General features: G+C 38.9%; 17 protein-coding genes and 1 riboswitch. Of the genes, 9 read left to right on the forward strand and 8 right to left on the reverse strand.

Translation table 11 applies throughout. The annotated features are described in order from the left end of the window. The first annotated feature begins 379 nt into the window (after positions 1–379). Positions 380–1,969, forward strand: coding sequence for a bifunctional phosphoribosylaminoimidazolecarboxamide formyltransferase/IMP cyclohydrolase (purH, locus tag ABN217_RS17600; protein ID WP_196554934.1), 1,590 nt, complete (start codon positions 380–382; stop codon positions 1,967–1,969). 12 nt (positions 1,970–1,981) lie between these two features. Continuing rightward, complete coding sequence (gene purD / locus ABN217_RS17605) at positions 1,982–3,271, forward strand: phosphoribosylamine--glycine ligase (protein WP_340894147.1); 1,290 nt, start codon at positions 1,982–1,984, stop codon at positions 3,269–3,271. Between the two features lie 27 nt (positions 3,272–3,298). On the opposite strand, the gene ABN217_RS17610 is transcribed toward purD, so the two are convergent. From ABN217_RS17610 to nudC, 6 genes are all read right to left on the reverse strand, one after another. Then, positions 3,299–3,961, reverse strand: a complete 663-nt coding sequence (locus ABN217_RS17610; RefSeq protein ID WP_231619350.1) for a DUF1481 domain-containing protein — start codon at positions 3,959–3,961, stop codon at positions 3,299–3,301. A gap of 44 nt (positions 3,962–4,005) precedes the next feature. Then, positions 4,006–4,278, reverse strand: a complete 273-nt coding sequence (hbs, locus tag ABN217_RS17615) for a non-specific DNA-binding protein Hbs (RefSeq protein ID WP_004246922.1) — start codon at positions 4,276–4,278, stop codon at positions 4,006–4,008. Between the two features lie 190 nt (positions 4,279–4,468). Next, positions 4,469–5,059: a YjaG family protein gene (locus tag ABN217_RS17620; RefSeq protein ID WP_072071056.1), complete on the reverse strand. Its 591-nt coding sequence runs from the start codon at positions 5,057–5,059 to the stop codon at positions 4,469–4,471. Between the two features lie 74 nt (positions 5,060–5,133). Beyond that, positions 5,134–5,802: a deoxyribonuclease V gene (gene nfi / locus ABN217_RS17625; protein ID WP_196554937.1), complete on the reverse strand. Its 669-nt coding sequence runs from the start codon at positions 5,800–5,802 to the stop codon at positions 5,134–5,136. Beyond that, the gene (gene hemE / locus ABN217_RS17630) at positions 5,795–6,868 is read right to left on the reverse strand and encodes a uroporphyrinogen decarboxylase (RefSeq protein WP_196554938.1); all 1,074 of its coding nucleotides are present in this window, start codon (positions 6,866–6,868) and stop codon (positions 5,795–5,797) included. The genes nfi and hemE overlap by 8 nt, the downstream gene beginning before the upstream one ends. Positions 6,869–6,956: 88 nt before the next feature. After that, positions 6,957–7,742 carry an NAD(+) diphosphatase gene (nudC, locus tag ABN217_RS17635; RefSeq protein ID WP_196554939.1) on the reverse strand — a complete coding sequence of 262 codons (786 nt, stop codon included), beginning with the start codon at positions 7,740–7,742 and terminating at the stop codon, positions 6,957–6,959. A 147-nt stretch (positions 7,743–7,889) separates the two neighbouring features. Here nudC and ABN217_RS17640 point away from each other — a divergent pair, with 147 nt between their 5' ends. The 7 genes from ABN217_RS17640 to thiH all read left to right on the forward strand — a co-directional run bounded on the left by ABN217_RS17640 (position 7,890) and on the right by thiH (position 14,278). Then, positions 7,890–8,570 carry an HAD family hydrolase gene (locus ABN217_RS17640; protein ID WP_196554940.1) on the forward strand — a complete coding sequence of 227 codons (681 nt, stop codon included), beginning with the start codon at positions 7,890–7,892 and terminating at the stop codon, positions 8,568–8,570. Between the two features lie 44 nt (positions 8,571–8,614). Then, a riboswitch (TPP riboswitch) is annotated at positions 8,615–8,737 on the forward strand. Positions 8,738–8,867: 130 nt separating this feature from the next. Beyond that, entirely contained in the window at positions 8,868–10,820 is a 1,953-nt protein-coding gene (thiC, locus tag ABN217_RS17645; RefSeq protein WP_197269807.1) for a phosphomethylpyrimidine synthase ThiC, read from the forward strand. Then, the gene (thiE, locus tag ABN217_RS17650) at positions 10,804–11,451 is read left to right on the forward strand and encodes a thiamine phosphate synthase (RefSeq protein WP_196554942.1); all 648 of its coding nucleotides are present in this window, start codon (positions 10,804–10,806) and stop codon (positions 11,449–11,451) included. Before thiC ends, thiE begins: the two co-directional genes overlap by 17 nt. After that, positions 11,445–12,194 (forward strand): HesA/MoeB/ThiF family protein, encoded by a 750-nt coding sequence (locus ABN217_RS17655; protein ID WP_072071061.1) that lies wholly within the window; start codon positions 11,445–11,447, stop codon positions 12,192–12,194. The genes thiE and ABN217_RS17655 overlap by 7 nt, the downstream gene beginning before the upstream one ends. Next, entirely contained in the window at positions 12,191–12,391 is a 201-nt protein-coding gene (thiS, locus tag ABN217_RS17660) for a sulfur carrier protein ThiS (RefSeq protein WP_072071062.1), read from the forward strand. Before ABN217_RS17655 ends, thiS begins: the two co-directional genes overlap by 4 nt. Position 12,392: 1 nt before the next feature. Continuing rightward, a complete protein-coding gene (locus ABN217_RS17665) occupies positions 12,393–13,160 on the forward strand; it encodes a thiazole synthase (RefSeq protein ID WP_197269806.1) in 768 nt (255 codons plus the stop codon). Then, positions 13,160–14,278 carry a 2-iminoacetate synthase ThiH gene (gene thiH / locus ABN217_RS17670; RefSeq protein WP_196554944.1) on the forward strand — a complete coding sequence of 373 codons (1,119 nt, stop codon included), beginning with the start codon at positions 13,160–13,162 and terminating at the stop codon, positions 14,276–14,278. The genes ABN217_RS17665 and thiH overlap by 1 nt, the downstream gene beginning before the upstream one ends. 182 nt (positions 14,279–14,460) lie before the next feature. Here the strand turns inward: thiH and ABN217_RS17675 are convergent, their stop codons facing one another. Both ABN217_RS17675 and ABN217_RS17680 read right to left on the reverse strand, forming a co-directional pair. Continuing rightward, positions 14,461–15,570, reverse strand: a complete 1,110-nt coding sequence (locus ABN217_RS17675; protein WP_231619349.1) for an Rpn family recombination-promoting nuclease/putative transposase — start codon at positions 15,568–15,570, stop codon at positions 14,461–14,463. Between the two features lie 184 nt (positions 15,571–15,754). Beyond that, a complete protein-coding gene (locus tag ABN217_RS17680; protein ID WP_349459705.1) occupies positions 15,755–17,110 on the reverse strand; it encodes a polysaccharide deacetylase family protein in 1,356 nt (451 codons plus the stop codon). Positions 17,111–17,155: the final 45 nt, after the last annotated feature.

Genomic DNA, 17,155 nt, shown 5'->3' on the forward strand with positions numbered 1-17,155 from the left:
TTATTTTCAAGGCTTTTCACTTTTTTTCTTTGTTCTCTCGGCTAACTCACTTAGCGTGGTTTGCCGTGACAACGAGGACGCATTATAGGGAGTTTTGTGAAGCTGGCAATAGTTTTTTTAAGAAAAAAAATCGTTTGCTTAATTCCACAGCAAAACCCCTACTTATACGCACTTATCAACAATTTTATCCACAGAGTGTCTTTTTACATAAAATTAGCATGTCAAACGCAAACGTTTGCGTTATTATAGCGAACGATTTAGTAAGATTGATTTTGTGTTTAACTTCTGAAATGTTAGTTAGGCAAACACAATTTCACTGTATTAATGTGTTTTAACTTCTCCATTACTACCGTTATACCAAACCCAAGGGATAAAACTCATGCAACATCTTCGTCCTATCCGCCGTGCACTTTTAAGTGTGTCTGATAAAGCAGGTATTTTAGAATTCGCAAAAGCACTTGCTGAAAGGAATGTAGAACTCTTATCAACCGGTGGGACTGCACGTCTATTAGCAGAAGCTGGCTTACCGGTTACTGAAGTATCCGATTATACCGGTTTTCCAGAAATGATGGATGGTAGAGTGAAAACACTGCATCCCAAAGTACATGGTGGAATTTTAGGTCGCCGCGGGCAAGACGATGCAATAATGGAAGAACATGAGATCCGTCCTATCGATATGGTCGTAGTGAACCTTTATCCTTTTGCCAAAACAGTTGCTCTCCCAAATTGCTCATTAGCAGATGCAGTGGAGAATATCGATATTGGTGGACCTACAATGGTTCGCTCAGCAGCAAAAAACCATAAAGATGTTACCATTGTCGTTAATTGTAATGACTATGAAAGAGTGATTGAAGAAATGGATAATCACGAAAATAGTCTTACTTTAGATACACGTTTTGATTTAGCAATTAAAGCCTTTGAGCACACTGCTGCTTACGACGGAATGATTGCAAACTACTTTGGTCAGAAAGTCGCTCCTTATTATGGTGACACTTCACAACCTTCAGGTACATTCCCTCGTACTCTAAATCTGAACTATATAAAGAAACAAGATATGCGTTATGGTGAGAATGCGCATCAACAAGCTGCTTTCTATATAGAAGAGCATATAGAAGAAGCGTCTATTGCGACTGCAACCCAATTACAAGGCAAAGCGCTTTCTTATAACAACATTGCAGATACAGATGCCGCATTAGAATGTGTAAAATCTTTTTCCGATCCAGCATGTGTTATCGTGAAACATGCAAACCCTTGTGGTGTTGCTATTGCGAATACGCTCGCACAAGCATATGACAATGCATTTAAAACCGATCCCACTTCTGCATTTGGCGGTATTATCGCTTTTAATCGTCCACTAGATGTAAAAACCGCAAGTGCAATCATCGAACGACAATTTGTCGAAGTGATAATTGCTCCTTCTATTAATGAAGATGCTTTACCTATTTTAGCAACTAAACCTAATGTTCGGGTATTAGCCTGTGGTCAATGGCAAGAAGCAAAACCTGCTTTTGACTTCAAACGAGTCAACGGTGGGCTTTTAGTACAAGATCGTGATTTAGGCATGGTTAAAGAAGAAAACTTAAGAGTAGTTACTCAACGCCAGCCAAGTGAACGCGAAATGAAAGATGCACTGTTTTGCTGGAAAGTAGCAAAATTCGTAAAATCAAATGCCATTGTTTACGCTAAAAATGATATGACAGTCGGTATTGGCGCAGGACAAATGAGCCGGGTGTATTCTGCAAAAATTGCTGGCATAAAAGCTGCTGATGAAGGTTTAGAAGTTGCTGGTTGCGCGATGGCATCAGATGCATTCTTCCCATTTAGAGATGGCATTGATGCGGCAGCACTTGCCGGCGTAACTTGCGTTATTCAACCTGGTGGTTCAATTCGTGATGATGAAGTGATTGCCGCTGCCAATGAACACAACATCGCAATGATTTTCACCAATATGCGCCACTTCCGTCATTAATAGGGTATTGATATGAAGATTTTGATTATTGGTAATGGTGGTCGTGAACATGCTTTAGCTTGGAAAGTGGTTCAATCGCCGCTTTCCACACAGGTCTTTGTTGCACCAGGTAATGCAGGAACGGCTCTAGAGCAAGGTGTACAAAATGTAGCAATCAGCGCGACTGATATTCCAGCATTAGTCACTTTTGCGCTTGAGAATAAAATTGATTTAACAATTGTGGGTCCTGAAGCACCACTCGTTATTGGTGTTGTTGATGCTTTTAAAGATGCAGGATTAACCATTTTTGGCCCTACACAAGGTGCTGCACAACTCGAAGGATCTAAAGCCTTTACTAAAGACTTCTTAGCTCGCCATAAAATTCCAACCGCGAATTATCAAAACTTTACTGAAATAGCCCCTGCACTGGAATATTTACATAAGATGGGTGCGCCTATTGTTATTAAAGCTGATGGCTTAGCAGCAGGTAAAGGTGTGATCGTCGCCATGACGCTAGCAGAAGCAGAAGCGGCAATTAGGGATATGCTAGCAGGTAATGTCTTTGGTGATGCAGGACATCGTATTGTTATTGAAGAGTTTCTTGATGGTGAAGAAGCAAGTTTTATTGTCATGGTGGATGGTGAAAATGTTATCCCTATGGCAACAAGCCAAGATCATAAACGTGTTGGCGATGGCGATACGGGGCCTAACACTGGTGGTATGGGCGCGTATTCACCAGCTCCTGTCGTCACCAATGAGATCCACCAGCAAGTGATGGAAAAAATTATTTATCCAACGGTAAAAGGTATGGCTGCTGAAGGGCATCGTTATCAGGGTTTTCTTTATGCTGGATTGATGATTGATAAACAAGGTATTGCAAAAGTTATCGAATTTAACTGTCGCTTTGGTGATCCTGAAACACAACCAATTATGATGCGTATGCAGTCAGATTTAGTTGAACTCTGTTTAGCGGGTGCTAATGGTAATTTAAAAGGGAAAGATTCTGTTTGGGATCCTCGCCCTGCTTTAGGTATCGTCATTGCCGCAGGTGGTTACCCTAATGATTATCATCAAGGTGATGTGATTGAAGGTTTGAGCACAACATCATCAGCAACTGCTAAAGTTTTTCAGGCTGGAACAACTCTGAATAATAAAGGTGAAGTAATTACAGCTGGCGGAAGAGTTTTATGTGCGACGGCATTAGGTGATGATATCGAGCAAGCACAAAAAAATGCTTATGCTTTAGCAGAAGGTATTCATTGGAATGGAAGTTTTTATCGCCATGATATCGGCTATCGTGCGATTGCGCGTTTAAATAAGTAAGTGACTAAATGCAGCAGAAGGGAGTGGTCACAAGCTCTCTTTTGTTGGCTCCCATTTACAGAAATCATGGTCGGCTACCATAAGCAACTGTTTACCTTCTGGTGAATCAAGCCAAGCAACATAAGAAGGCTTACTTAAATTACGTGTTCTCGTTTTTAACCAGCGTTGCTCTGGATCTTCGAATGAAACACTCACTTTCTCACCAGCACATGTTGTCATTGTATTTTGATACCAAACACCTTGTACTAAGTTTACTTTTCCAATAGTAAGCGCTTCACTGATTTCACGCTCTTTACTTGCAGCAAACACCATTCTTAAACGCTCATCTTCTGTTAATGCTCGTTTTTGCTTCTGGCTTTCCTGTTGCATGAAAATGACTTCATCACGTTTATTTAAACGAAGGTGCCAAGATGAGGGATCATTTTGATTGACCACTTCAGAGCGGACTTGCCAAAGCTTATTTTGGCGATACTCATAGAATGTGATGATTGTTTCTGGCTTTTTATAAAAGCTATAAACGCTCATGATCACTTGAGGCTCTGACATTTTATTATTTAAACGCCAGAGTCGCACAACACCTTCGTCTGCAATATATCCTGTTGCAGAAAATTCTGGGAGTTGTACTGTCGAGGAGCAGGCGCTGAGCAAAAAAGCTGATCCTATTGCTAACAGCCCCTGTCGTTTCAACAAAAGGGGAGTAAATCCCCCTCTATTGTTCATTCCGTTCAAAGGAATTATTTTACTGCGTCTTTCAGTGCTTTACCGGCAGTAAATGCAGGAACATTAGCTGCTGCAATTTTAATTTCTTTACCAGTTTGAGGGTTACGACCAGTACGCTCAGCACGGTGATTTACCTTGAATGTACCGAAACCAACTAACTGTACAGAATCGCCTTCTTTCAGAGCTCCTGTTACTGAGTCGATAAACGCTTCAATAGCAGCTTTTGCCTGAGTTTTTGTCAGATCCGCTTTTTCAGCAACTGATTCGGTTAATTCAGCTTTGTTCATAAAATAGTCCTTAAAGTATGTTTTATCGTTTGAAAAACATCTGGTGAAAAAACTTAACTTATCTTTTTAAGAAGATGAATTAAGTAAAACACCTGAGCCACTTCTTTTCGTACCCAATGTAGAACATACACGGGGGTGATGTGAAGTCTTTAAACGTCGCTTTTCAAGCACTAAATCACGTTTTTCTGATTTAGTGCGTTAATTCTATACCGATATTGCTCATTCCTGCTTCACGAAGGTCTGCACGTAGACCTTTAATCAGCTCGATATCTCTTTCTTCACACTCTACAAGTAGGCGGTAAATTTCCCATTGGATATCGAATTCTTCAATAACAACAGGCAGTGATCTTAGCTCTTCTTCGCTCATTTCTCTTTCTGCTTGTGTCATTTCAAGTGAAGCAACCGTCCCTACTGATAATTTGCTGACTTCAATAGCATGACTTAGCGATTCACCACTTAAACGGGAGTGAACAACTTCACTCAAGGCGACACAGGCATCAATCGCTGGATAGACACCGTAAATATCAAATTGAGATGCGTCAGGAATAGCTTCTTCTAATTTCTCTAATTGAGAATCAAAATTCACTTTTGCATCTTTCACCGTTAAAGTTTCCCAAACCAGATCGAGAATACGGCGATAAAGCGTTGGATCAGCAAATCCTGTTTCGCGACAAAATACCTGATAATTTGGGTACATTCGCTCACACAGGCACGCCATAAACGTCAGGTGTTGCCAAGCTTCTAGCTTTTCTAAACGTAAATGGATTGGGTTCTTCAACATTCGTGATTACTCATTTTCTTAACTTAGGCGCAGTTTACCTGAAAATTAAAAATATCCACATATTTCCCGGTCATTTAGAGCTTATTCTTATTCAACTGCTCAAATAATCGCCTATTTGAAGCAATACCATCAGCCCAACGCGTTGGTTCTGGCAATCGATACCCTTTCATACACAACTCAACCCACTGCAAAGCGCCTTCCATACTCACTTTATGACCCGGGGAAATATACAGGGGTTTGCATTTTTTCTTACTGCGATAAATCCATCCTATTTGCTCATTCTTATCCATTAATGGCTCATGGCTTCCCATCTCTTCATTAACCGCTCGATCAGTACCACATAAACGACTTTTTGCTACGCCAATAGTAGGCGTGTCCACTAATAAACCAAAATGACTGGCAACACCGAGCCTTCTAGGATGAGCAATACCTTGCCCATCGACAAAAATAAGAGAAGGTTTCTGTTTGATTAATTGCCAAGCAGACAGTAACGCTGGGCACTCTCTAAATGAAAGTAAACCTGGGATGTAAGGAAGATTTGTAGGTATTCGCGCGATTTGGTATTCAAGAATTTCAAAAGAAGGGTAATGCATTATCACGATGGCGGCGCGAGTAACTGCGCCACCATCTTCAAAACCAACATCAGCGCCAGCAATATAAGTAGGCATTGTAAATTGGTCTGTCAAAATAATTTGTTGAGCTTTTTCTGTCTGCTCCTGACGCAATTGTGAGGTATTAATCATTATCCTGATGATAAGGCTTCGATAAACGGTGAACCGCATCAATAAATGCACCAGCATGCTCTGGTGGAACATCTTGATGAATACCGTGCCCAAGATTAAAGACATGACCGTTACCTTTACCAAACCCAGCAAGAATAGTTTCGACCTCTTGCTCTATTCTGGCTGGCGGCGCATACAGCATAGAAGGATCCATATTACCTTGTAAGGCGACTTTATCCCCTACTCGACGACGTGCATCTTCGATATCTATCGTCCAATCTAACCCTAATGCATCACAACCTGTTGCTGCCATTGCTTCTAACCAACGACCGCCACCTTTGGTAAATAAGGTTACAGGAACTTTTCTTCCATCGTATTCGCGAATAAGACCATCAACAATCTTATGCATGTAGTGTAATGAAAAAAGTTGGTAATCACGCCCTGTTAGTACACCACCCCATGTATCAAAGATCATGATAGATTGTGCACCCGCTTTAATTTGAGCATTCAGATAAAGGATAACGCTATCTGCGAGTTTATCCAGTAATAGATGTAGTGCTTGAGGCTCTGCATACATCATTTTTTTTATTTTTGTGAAGGCCTTACTACTTCCACCTTCTACCATATAGGTTGCTAACGTCCAAGGACTTCCCGAAAAACCGATTAATGGCACACTGCCTTGCAATGCATGACGAATTGCACGTACTGCATTCATTACATAGCCAAGTTCGTCTTCAGGATCAGGAATTGGTAGCTTTTGAATATCGGTAAGGCTATTTATTGGGGACTTAAAACGAGGTCCTTCACCAGTTTCAAAGTAAAGGCCTAGTCCCATTGCATCAGGAATAGTTAAAATATCAGAAAATAAAATAGCGGCATCTAAAGGGAAGCGTCTTAAAGGCTGCAATGTCACTTCGCATGCCAATTCTGTATTTTTGCACAATGAGATGAAATCCCCCGCCTGTGCCCGTGTTTCCTTATATTCAGGAAGATATCTGCCTGCCTGACGCATCATCCAAACTGGGGTGACATCAACAGGTTGGCGCAACAGCGCACGTAAATAGCGGTCGTTTTTCAACTCACTCATGACTAACTCCATTAACAGTAATAGGGCCGCAAAATAGCATGCATTGTAACATGCTGGAAAAATAACTGTTGGCTGACAACGCCTTTATTTAGTTCTTTTCTTTATCTTGTCTAATATTCGCTATCGTATCTTCTATCAAGCGTCGCGCAATAGTATCTGGAGGTGGGATCTGTGGTAGCTGATCATAACGATACCAAGCCGCACTGGTTAATTCTGAAGGATCATGGCGCAATTCTCCTCCATCATAATCAGCCAAAAAACCCATCATTAAAGAATGAGGGAATGGCCAAGGTTGAGATGATACGTAACGAATATTACGAATACGAATATTGCTTTCTTCAAACACTTCGCGAGCGACGGCTTCTTCTAAGGTTTCACCAACCTCCACAAAACCAGCGAGCACAGTATAAAGAGGGGAATGTTTATGCCTAACATGATGTGCGAGTAAAATCTTATCTTCATGCCGAATACCTACAATAATACAAGGGGCAATTTGTGGGTAATAGCGTTCATGGCAGTTATCGCATAAACAAGCCCATTCGCTCTCACTATGGCGCATTTTAGAACCACAATAACCACAAAAACGATGAGAACGATAAAATTCTGCTAACTGAACACCGCGACCCACGAGTTTAAATAAATTCTCATCTTGTGAGGCGATAAGCCTCGGCGAACACATGTCGTTATCCATTTTTCCATGAATAAGCCAAACAGTTTCACCCTGCCACTCACCAACAATTTTGGCCTGTTGACCAACTAAATCCCAATCCTTTGCAAAACCAAAAGGGAGTTCACCTTTAGGTAACCACACTCGCCCACCAAGGCTGACTGTCCACCAGCCTTTCTCTGATCCCGCTAACGTATATAAATGCATAATGATAAATCTATCCAAAATAATGATATAGAATTAAGGATACTCTCTTTAGTAAGAGCCACTCAATGAATTATATCTATCTTCTATAATTCATTAACATTTAGCCATCATAATTATAAATAAAACTAATAAATAAAGGGCAATGAGATGATAAGTAAAAATAGAGATCAGCTTGCTGTTTTTGATTTGGATGAAACATTATTAGCGGGTGATTCTAGCCGTTTATGGACACGGTATTTGTGGGAAAATAAAAGAGTCACTGATCCTGCTTTTTTACAACTTGATGAGCAAATGATCGCCGACTACTATGCGGGTAAGCTCGATATGAGTCAATATCTTAACCAGCACTTATCCCATTACAAGAAATATAATATAGAAGAGATAAATCAATGGATTATTGATTTTACTAAAACAATAATAAAACCTTTACTCTATCCTCAAGGTATCTCGATTATTGCCCAATACCAACAAAAAAATATCCCTGTTATTATTATTTCTGCTACCGTATCTTTTCTTGTTCAAGCTATTGCGAAACAACTTAATGCCGATGTTTCAATGGGTATTGATATGCAAATTAAAGATAACCATTATACAGGGTACATTGAAGGAATACCGACATTTAGAGAAGGGAAAGTCATACGTTTAAACCAATGGAGAACTGAAAATAACATTAAAAATAGTTATATTAACTTCTATACTGACTCTATTAATGATCTCCCCTTATGTTATCAAGCTGATAACGTCATTACAGTTAATGCCGATCAGCAATTAGCGCAAATTTCAGCAGAAAAAGGTTGGAAACAATGCCATTGGGATTTAAATAAATAACCCATATCGGACTTGTAGTTTTTAAAATCTTTCATATACTGGACATCTTCTTGTCGGAGTGCCTAGTGTTTATAAGGCTATTATAAACACAGGCTGAGACCGTTAATTCGGGATCCGCGGAACCTGATCGGGTTAATACCCGCGAAGGGAACAAGAGTGATTCGACCTTTTGATAGCTTCATCCCGTATATTTTTTATACGCCTATCTGTCGATACTCCCTGCGACCTCCAGACAAGCATTTTTCTCAATATTCACCCAACAGGCTATAGCCTGCATGATATTTATTAGGAAATGCTATGTCCCAAAATCAAACATTATCTGTTAAAGATATTTCACCAACGCCCCACAAATCACGTCCACGAAAAGAACAACGTGATGCTGCTCAAGCGTTTATTAGCACAATCCAAGGTGTGAGTTTTCCTAACTCAAAACGTATTTACCTTGAAGGCTCTCGTACCGATATTCAAGTACCAATGCGTGAGATCCAGCTTGATAAAACATTGATAGGCGGATCAAAAGAAAACCCTATTTTTGAAGATAATGAACCTGTTCCGGTATATGACACTTCTGGCCCTTATGGCGACCCAGCTTCTCAACTCGACGTTAATCTTGGATTAAAAAAAATTCGCCAATCATGGATTGATGAGCGTAATGATACCGAAGCACTTTCACTCTTAAGCTCTGATTTCACACAACAACGCCTTTCTGATGCCGGATTAGAGCATCTACGTTTTCCGTTAAAACCCAACCCTAAAAAAGCCCTAAAGAGTAAAAGTGTGACGCAATTGCATTATGCTCGAAAAGGTATTATCACACCTGAAATGGAGTTTATTGCTATTCGTGAAAATATGGGCCGTGAACGTATTCGAAGCAAAGTATTACGCCAACAACATGCAGGCTTTAGCTTTGGTGCTCATCTTCCTGACAATATTACTCCTGAATTTGTACGCCAAGAAGTTGCAGCTGGTCGAGCCATTATTCCCGCCAATATTAACCACCCAGAATCAGAGCCGATGATTATTGGTCGTAATTTCTTAGTGAAAGTGAATGCCAATATCGGAAATTCTTCTGTAACGTCTTCAATTGAAGAAGAAGTTGAAAAGCTAATTTGGTCTACACGTTGGGGGGCAGATACCGTAATGGATCTCTCAACAGGCCGTTATATTCATGAAACGCGTGAATGGATCATTCGCAATAGCCCTGTTCCTATCGGCACAGTTCCAATTTATCAAGCACTTGAGAAAGTTAACGGTATTGCAGAAGATCTCACTTGGGAAATGTTCCGCGATACTTTACTTGAGCAAGCAGAGCAAGGTGTTGATTACTTTACTATTCATGCAGGTGTATTGTTACGTTATGTTCCGATGACCGCAAAACGCCTAACGGGTATTGTCTCTCGTGGTGGTTCGATAATGGCGAAATGGTGTCTATCACATCACAAAGAAAATTTCCTCTACGAACATTTCCGTGAAATCTGCGAAATTTGTACCGCTTATGATGTTTCCCTTTCATTGGGCGATGGGTTAAGACCTGGCTCTATCCAAGATGCAAACGATGAAGCACAATTTGCTGAGTTACATACTTTAGGTGAACTAACAAAAATCGCATGGGAATATGACGTGCAAGTCATGATTGAAGGCCCCGGTCACGTTCCAATGCAGATGATACGTCGCAATATGACAGAAGAGCTAGAGCATTGTCATGAAGCTCCCTTTTATACATTAGGCCCTCTCACAACAGATATTGCACCGGGTTACGATCATTTTACTTCAGGTATTGGTGCAGCAATGATTGGCTGGTTTGGTTGTGCTATGCTCTGTTATGTCACCCCGAAAGAACACCTAGGCTTACCAAATAAAGACGATGTAAAACAAGGCTTAATTACTTATAAAATTGCGGCTCATGCTGCCGATTTAGCCAAAGGGCATCCTGGTGCTCAAATCCGTGATAATGCTATGTCAAAAGCGCGTTTTGAATTTAGATGGGAAGATCAATTCAATTTAGCGCTTGATCCTGAAACAGCACGCCAATATCACGATGAAACCCTTCCTCAAGCATCAGGAAAAGTGGCTCACTTTTGCTCAATGTGTGGTCCTAAATTCTGTTCAATGAAGATAACGCAAGAAGTCCGTGACTATGCGGCAGGAATGGAGCAAATGTCACAAGCGTTTAAAGAGCATGGAAGCGAGTTGTACCATAGTGCAGACATTACCAATGTCGAGGTAACTGAAAATGAACAGATCCTCTAACGCCGCCTTTGCACCGACAGAAAAAAAACTGGGACTTTACCCCGTTGTTGATTCTATTGAATGGATAGAACGCCTATTAAAAACAGGCGTTACCACTCTTCAATTGCGTATAAAAGATAAACAGCCAAAAGACGTTGAAAAAGAGATCATCGAAGCAATAAAACTAGGTAAACAATATCACGCAAGACTGTTTATCAATGATTATTGGCAACTCGCCATTAATCATCAGGCTTATGGTGTTCATCTTGGTCAAGAAGATCTTGATGTTGCTGATCTTGGTGCCATTAAACAAGCTGGATTACGGCTGGGTATTTCTACTCACGACGAAGCTGAATTACAAAGAGCAAAGATGTTGCGCCCATCTTACATCGCATTAGGGCATATATTTCCAACCACAACGAAAGATATGCCATCTAAACCACAAGGTTTGAAGGCGCTCAAACATCAAGTAGAACAGACACCTGATTTTCCCACTGTTGCTATTGGTGGGATCTCGCTAGAGAGAGTCTCTGATGTGGTTGCAACAGGCGTAGGGAGTGTTGCTTTAGTCAGTGCAATAACAAAAGCATCTGATTGGCAAAAAGTAACTCGTAAATTATTAGAATTAGTTGAAGGAAAATCGTCATGCTAAATGATAATGATTTTATGCGTTATAGCCGACAAGTGATGTTAGAAGATATTGGTATCGAGGGCCAAAACAAACTTCAACAAGCAAAGGTACTGATTGTCGGGCTTGGTGGGTTAGGCTCTCCAGCATCAATGTATCTCGCGGGGGCAGGTATTGGTGAGCTTATTTTAGTTGATGATGATGAATTACATATTTCTAATCTACAGCGCCAAATTCTTTATCGCACTCAAGATATCCCTGATGCGAAATCAGAGGTTGCAAAGCAGGCTTTGCTTGCCTTAAATCCGGATATAAAAGTAACTTCTTATAAACAACGTATTAATGATGATTCATTACTTAAATTAGTTAAAGAAGTTGATTTAGTTTTAGATTGCACAGATAACATGCTTACACGCCAAGCCATTAATCGTGCGTGTGTTGCACAACAAATTCCACTTATTAGTGGGAGTGCCGTTGGGTTTAGTGGCCAACTTATGGTGTTTGAACCTCCTTTTATTCATGGTTGTTATCACTGTCTTTATCCTGATGAAACTGAACCACAACGAAACTGTAAAACAGCCGGAATTCTAGGCCCTGTTGTGGGTGTTATTGGCACACTTCAGGCACTTGAAGCTATTAAGCTACTCTCTGATTTACCTAGCTCTCTAAGTGGAAAACTACGCCTTTTCGATGGTAGAAAACAAAATTGGAGCACTTTACGCTTAACATCATCAACAACATGTCCTGTTTGTCGAGGGTTAGCATGAACATTACCGTAAATGACGAACAATATTCTCTGGATATGCCTGTCACTATTAGCCAGCTCCTTATTCAGTTAGAACAGCCACCTATAGGTGTGGCACTCGCCATCAATGAAACCATTGTTCCTCGTGAAAATTGGGAAACACATTTTATTAACGATGGCGATACTATTCTTCTCTTTCAAGCAATTGCGGGGGGCTGATATGTTAAAAATTGCTGATACCACATTCACATCTAGACTTTTTACAGGCACAGGAAAATTTGCAACACCAACGCTAATGACAGAAGCCATTAAGGCTTCGGGCAGCCAACTTGTAACAATGGCAATGAAACGAGTCGATTTAAAAAAGGGACATGATGATTTAATCGCGCCACTCAAGTCATTAGGCGTAAAATTATTACCCAACACATCCGGGGCAAAAACAGCACAAGAAGCGATTTTTGCAGCGCGATTAGCTAAAGAGGCTTTTGGTACAAATTGGGTTAAATTAGAAATTCATCCTGATACTAAATATTTATTACCTGATCCTATTGAAACTCTTAAAGCTGCTGACATTCTTGTGAAGGAAGGTTTTGTTGTTTTACCCTACTGCAGTGCTGATCCTGTTTTATGTCGTCGTTTAGAAGACGTTGGTTGCGCTGCAGTAATGCCTTTGGGCTCTCCTATTGGCTCTAATCAAGGCTTACAAACTCGTGATTTTCTACGAATTATCGTCGAACAAGCCTCTATTCCTGTTGTTGTTGATGCAGGTATTGGCGCACCAAGTCATGCTCTTGAAGCTTTAGAGTTAGGTGCAGACGCGGTATTAGTTAATACGGCTATTGCAGTCTCTAAAAATCCAATTTTAATGGCCCAAGCATTTAAAACAGCGCTGGATGCTGGCGAGCTCGCTAGAAACTCAGGATTAGCAACTACCAATACACATGCACAAGCTTCTAGTCCATTAACCCAATATTTAGGGGCGTTCTAATGGACACTTTTTCTGATTATTGGCAACACCTGAATTGGGATGACATTACATTAAGACTCAATAGTAAAACCCATGCAGATGTTGAAGCCGCATTAAATCGTCACACTCTCACGCTTGATGATTTCATGGCACTCATTTCGCCAGCAGGTAGATACTATTTAGAACCAATGGCACAACGTGCTCAACAACTCACGCGACAACGTTTCGGCAATGTTGTGGGGTTGTATGTTCCACTTTACCTTTCTAATTTATGTGCTAATGATTGTACTTATTGTGGTTTTTCAATGAGTAATGCCATTAAACGTAAAACATTAAATGAAAGTGAGATCATTGCCGAATGTAATAGCATCCGCCAATTAGGGTTTGATAGCCTGCTATTAGTAACTGGTGAGCATCAAAGAAAAGTAGGTATGGATTATTTTCGCCAATATATTCCCCTTATTCGAGAAAATTTCAGTTCATTAATGATGGAAGTTCAGCCTCTTGCAACAGAAGAATATGCCGAGTTAAAAACACTCGGTATTGATGGTGTCATGGTTTATCAAGAAACCTATCATGAACCCACTTATCAGCTTCATCATCTAAAGGGAAAAAAACAGGATTTTCATTGGCGATTACAAACGCCAGATAGATTAGGACAAGCTGGAATTGATAAAATTGGTTTAGGTGCATTGATTGGTCTTTCAAGCCAGTGGCGTAGCGATTGTTATATGGTGGCAGAGCATCTCTTATTTTTACAAAAACGCTATTGGAAAAGTCGCTATTCAATCTCTTTTCCTCGTTTACGCCCTTGTGCTGGTGGACTAAGTCCCGCATCAGTAATGAGTGAAGCGGAATTAGTTCAATTGATCTGTGCTTTTCGTATTTTGGCACCTGATGTTGAGCTTTCACTTTCAACCCGCGAATCTCCATATTTTCGTGATAATACAGTACCATTAGCGATAAATAACATTAGTGCGGGTTCTAAAACTCAACCTGGTGGGTATTCTGATAGTCATGAAGAATTAGAACAATTCTCTCCTAATGATAATCGCCATGTTAATGATGTGATTAATGCATTAAAAGAACGAGGATTACAACCCGTATGGAAAGATTGGGATAATTACTTGGGCCGTTAATTAAAATTTAAACAATATAAAACCGCCTTTAGTTTATTTAATTAAAAATAATAAAGGCGGTTTTTATTACATAATTCAATAGAAGTGATTTTTAATAAATTCAAAATAACCCAACAAAAATAAAACATTAAAATTAATATATTATAATTCTTTTAATTTAATATTTATAAAAAACTTAATTCTTACGCTGCTAATTCTTCAAGTTCTTGAATAGTTAAGCCTGATATTTTCTCAATAAATAAAAGATCAAAATTTTCTTTTAATAAGTTTTGAGCTAATTCTATTTGTACTATTTTTTTACCAATTTCAATACCCTCTGTTTTACCTAACTCAATACCTTCCGTTTTACCTAACTCAATGCCTTCCGTTTTACCTAACTCAATGCCTTTAGCCCAACCTATTTCAATACCTACATTCTTACCTATTTCAATACCTACATTCTTACCTATTTCAATACCTACATTTTTGCCCAGTTCGATCCCCTCATTTTTGCCTATTTCAAACCCTTCACTTACACCTAAATTAAATCCCTTATTTTCTAATCTCCACGCTATATTCATAATCACCTCTTTGTGGTTATCTACTTGTTCAACTATTTTATTTAAAATGAACTCAAAGTCTGATGCGTCCATAATTGAGAATAAATATTCTACAACAGCAACCGTGTCTTCATCTCTGCAGTTTTTCTGATTTATTGCTTTTGATAGAAGTATTGCAATCTCATTAATATCATGACAACTATTAACGTGCTTCATTGCAATTTCCATTACTGCTGCTTTTTTATGAGTCAGCAAAATATCATCATCAATTGAAGTCAAATCAATTAAAGAAAAGCTATTAGAATAAAGTTGATTAGCAAGTGAAGTAAGTGGAAAACATGACATCCAATTAACAGGAAAAGGATAAGGTTTTTTCTTGCCATGATAAAACAGAATAGGAACAACGAGGGGTAAAAATTTATAACCTTGCTGTAAATGTTGATTCATAGTGTAAAATGCATAATTCATCATACGCCAACCTATCATTTTATCTGGCCTAGATTGATGTTCTACTAATAAATAAATAGAAATATCACCCTCTTTGGTTTTCACTAAATACAAAATATCAGACATACGAGAACGTAAGTTAATATCGATGAAAGAAGAATTTTGTAATTGCAACGTTGAAAAATCACAATGACTTTTTAAGTCCTCTGGTAAATGGACAAAGAAAAAGTCTTTCGCATTACTGACATTCATCATAAAACGTTTAAATGCAGAATCATAAGAAGATATGGATATAGATTTTTTCATAACTAGCTCCATGCTGAACTTGGATTGCCAGCTTACAGAAAAAAATGAATTTTTATCACTAAAAAATCATCATAATTATCTGAAAAATATAAGTTATTTGTTGATCTTAACTGAGTGAGTAATGGGGAGAAATAAAAAAATACCTTCAATAAATATCAAAGGTATTTTTCTAATATTATAATTTTTATTTATCAACAACGATATTTTTATTCACCACTTCATATTCATCATTACCCACCATCCTCGCAAATTTCTCAATGGGATCTGTACTTAACGCATATAGCCGTTTTAGAGCGAAAGGTGGATCACCTAAACGAACTTTTCCTTGCTGAGTCGTCACCGCCAATGTCATACCCGACGCTTTGACTGCATTGATTGCTCTTTGATTATATCCACCAAAAGGGTATGCAAAAGCATATTGATGTGGGTTTAATAATCGCAAAACACGCTGTGAGTACTGTAAATCTAATACGATAGTATGAGATTGGCGACTAAATATAATGGGTTTTTTATTATTATCTAAACGATGTAAAAAATGAGAATATGACTGAATATCAAAAACATCTCGGCTTGATTTCAGTGCCTGCCAACTCATAAATTGTAATGAATTAGGTGCCCATTTAGGTATTTTAGATTTTATACGTGATGAAATAACAAATAATGTTGCTCTTTGGCCATTTTCTTTTAAAAGTGGATAGGCATAGCGATAAACAGATTGTAAACCATCATCAAATGTTAATGCGACGGCTCGTCCCGGCAAATTAATATTTTTATTTAAATAGCCTGCAACTTGGTTTAGTGAAAGCGTTTCATACCCGGCTTCTTTTAAATAATTCATCTGCTCTGTAAAGGCGGTTAATGATGTTGTTGTTGATGTATGACGAAAATTATGATTTTCCGTTGCTTTGAGAATATGGTGATAAGTAAGCACCGGTATCCCTAAATCAGGTTTTACATCCCTTGATGAAATATAACCTAAGCGGTCACCTAAAGAGATCTCAAACCAATTGATTTTACTTCCATTAGCATCTTCTTTTATTGTGCGTGATAGCACAGGATAGCGTAAATTGGATAAGAGTATCGCTATTTGTGGGCTCGCAATATCTTTATCACTATAGATGGGGGTATTTTTTGTTGTGATCAGATACTCATAGATAGGATAATCGGTTTTCTTCGTACTATCTGATAAGAAACGTATTTTCCTATCGACCGAAATAGAAGCAATATCTTCAATGTAACCATCTTCTAAATAACCAGCTTCCAAATAACCTTGGGCATTTCCAAATTGTATTTTATGGTAATTATTTATCGCATCTGAAACATAAAATCCCCGATTAGGATATAGCTCAGCAACAGGTCTTAGTTTATTACCAATAAAAGCATATAAAGTTTTTTGTTGCCGAAGCTGCATCAATGTTGTGATCGAAGTTTCTAAATTCCATTGTGTTTCTGTTGGTATTTCCTTTTCTAAAGGGGTTGCAAAAGCAAGACCAGTAAAAATAAAAAATAGGATAATCAATCCGTTAGTTATTATTCTCATCATTTCGCCTACTTATTGTAGAACAGAAACAAAAAATGCCCTCAC

The sequence above is a fragment of the Proteus sp. fly-1067 genome (genome assembly GCF_040139345.1).
Lineage (GTDB): Bacteria > Pseudomonadota > Gammaproteobacteria > Enterobacterales > Enterobacteriaceae > Proteus > Proteus vulgaris_B.

Coding starts and splice junctions, on each gene's coding strand:
- ABN217_RS17640 (WP_196554940.1), top strand. CDS start 7,890: ATGATAAGTAAAAATAGAGATCAGCTTGCTGTTTTTGATTTGGATGAA.
- thiE (WP_196554942.1), top strand. CDS start 10,804: ATGAACAGATCCTCTAACGCCGCCTTTGCACCGACAGAAAAAAAACTG.
- purH (WP_196554934.1), top strand. CDS start 380: ATGCAACATCTTCGTCCTATCCGCCGTGCACTTTTAAGTGTGTCTGAT.
- nudC (WP_196554939.1), bottom strand. CDS start 7,742: ATGCATTTATATACGTTAGCGGGATCAGAGAAAGGCTGGTGGACAGTC.
- purD (WP_340894147.1), top strand. CDS start 1,982: ATGAAGATTTTGATTATTGGTAATGGTGGTCGTGAACATGCTTTAGCT.
- ABN217_RS17655 (WP_072071061.1), top strand. CDS start 11,445: ATGCTAAATGATAATGATTTTATGCGTTATAGCCGACAAGTGATGTTA.
- ABN217_RS17665 (WP_197269806.1), top strand. CDS start 12,393: ATGTTAAAAATTGCTGATACCACATTCACATCTAGACTTTTTACAGGC.
- ABN217_RS17680 (WP_349459705.1), bottom strand. CDS start 17,110: ATGAGAATAATAACTAACGGATTGATTATCCTATTTTTTATTTTTACT.
- thiS (WP_072071062.1), top strand. CDS start 12,191: ATGAACATTACCGTAAATGACGAACAATATTCTCTGGATATGCCTGTC.
- thiH (WP_196554944.1), top strand. CDS start 13,160: ATGGACACTTTTTCTGATTATTGGCAACACCTGAATTGGGATGACATT.
- hbs (WP_004246922.1), bottom strand. CDS start 4,278: ATGAACAAAGCTGAATTAACCGAATCAGTTGCTGAAAAAGCGGATCTG.
- thiC (WP_197269807.1), top strand. CDS start 8,868: ATGTCCCAAAATCAAACATTATCTGTTAAAGATATTTCACCAACGCCC.
- ABN217_RS17675 (WP_231619349.1), bottom strand. CDS start 15,570: ATGAAAAAATCTATATCCATATCTTCTTATGATTCTGCATTTAAACGT.
- hemE (WP_196554938.1), bottom strand. CDS start 6,868: ATGAGTGAGTTGAAAAACGACCGCTATTTACGTGCGCTGTTGCGCCAA.
- nfi (WP_196554937.1), bottom strand. CDS start 5,802: ATGATTAATACCTCACAATTGCGTCAGGAGCAGACAGAAAAAGCTCAA.
- ABN217_RS17620 (WP_072071056.1), bottom strand. CDS start 5,059: ATGTTGAAGAACCCAATCCATTTACGTTTAGAAAAGCTAGAAGCTTGG.